The 1,262-nt window shown below is 70.3% G+C and carries 2 protein-coding genes; both read right to left on the reverse strand.

Annotation, left to right across the window (positions count from 1 at the left end; genetic code table 11):
• The coding region (locus VBO01S_RS31405; RefSeq protein ID WP_157627556.1) for a SprT-like domain-containing protein at positions 1-495 on the reverse strand (495 nt) is incomplete at its 3' end.
• A gap of 92 nt (positions 496-587) precedes the next feature.
• Positions 588-1,262 (reverse strand): cell envelope integrity protein TolA (gene tolA / locus VBO01S_RS31410; RefSeq protein ID WP_062483080.1); only part of this gene is annotated, 675 nt, incomplete at its 5' end.

The raw sequence follows: 1,262 nt of genomic DNA on the forward strand, positions 1-1,262 counted from the left end.
GTCGGCGCGCGGGTCGGCCGCCGTGGCGTGCAGCAGGCGGTCGACGACGTGGTGCCGGCCGCCGTCGCGCTCCCACAGCAGGTAGTGCGCCAGCTCGTGGCCGAGCACGGCCTGGCGCTCGGGCGGCTGCAGCTTTTCGAGCAGCGGGCCCGAGAGCACGATGTGCGCTTCGCCCGGCACGACGTAGATCGCGGCGTTCATGGCCGCGCCGTCGCCCGACGGCGCCTGGTAGAGCGTGATGCGCGCCGCGACGCCCAGCCGCTGCGCGGCCAGGGTGGCGTCGGCATGCAGGTCGGGGTGCGCGTCGGCGTCGAGGCGGTAGGCGCTGCGCAGCAGCTCGGCGCGCATGGCGGCCGTGTGTTCTTCGCGCGCTTCGGCCGAAGCGGCCCAGCGCCAGGCCTCGGGTTCGTTCGCCTGGAGGTGGGCGGCCAGTGCCTGCTGGTAGGGCAGCGGCGTCAGGTCTTGGAGGCGAACGGCAGGGAAAGAGTCGACCATGTCAGGAGCGCCAGCAACAATGAGTTGCCGACGATCCTAAACGAGCGGGTGGTGTCGCTTGCAATCACCCACGATGTGGGTGATTGCGGGGGTCAACGCTTGGGCTTGAGCGTGACGATGAGCGACGGGAAGATGCGCCCGTCCGTGTCGCGCGGCAGCTTGTCGGTCTTGCGCAGGCCGCGTTCCGCCGCTTCGTCCCAGGCCGGCAGGCCGCTGGACTTGGCGAGCTTGACGCCGACGATGGTGCCGTCGGGTGCCAGGTTGACCAGGAACTCGGCTTCGGGGTTGCCGTTCACGCTGTCGGCATCGGGGAAGGTGATGTTCGGGCGCACGGCGGCGGCGATGCGTCCGGCATAGCCGCTGGACGGGCCGGACGAGCGTTGGGCATTGCCCTTGGCGTCTTCGTTGCCGCTGGCGCCCGCCATGCCCTGCATGCGCTTGAGCGTTGCGGCGCGATCGGCGGCCGCCTGCTTGGCGACTGCTTCAGCCTTCTTCGCTTCGGCCTGCTTGGCCTCGGCTTCCTGCTGCTTCTTCTGCTCGGCCAGTTTCTTCTGCTGCTCTTTCTTGCGCTCGGCTTCTTCCTCGGCGCGCTCCTTGGCCTCGAGCTCCTTCTTCTTTTGCTGCTGCACGCGCTGCTGCTCGAGCTCGCGCTCCTTCTGCGCCTTCTGTTCCTTGAGCTTCTTCTCGCGCTCCAGCGCGATGTCGGGCGCAGGGGCGGGCGCCGGCTCGGGCGGCTTGACGGCCGGGGGAGGCGGCGGGGGCGGTGC

Source organism: Variovorax boronicumulans NBRC 103145 (genome assembly GCF_001591345.1).
Classification (GTDB): Bacteria; Pseudomonadota; Gammaproteobacteria; order Burkholderiales; family Burkholderiaceae_C; genus Variovorax; species Variovorax boronicumulans.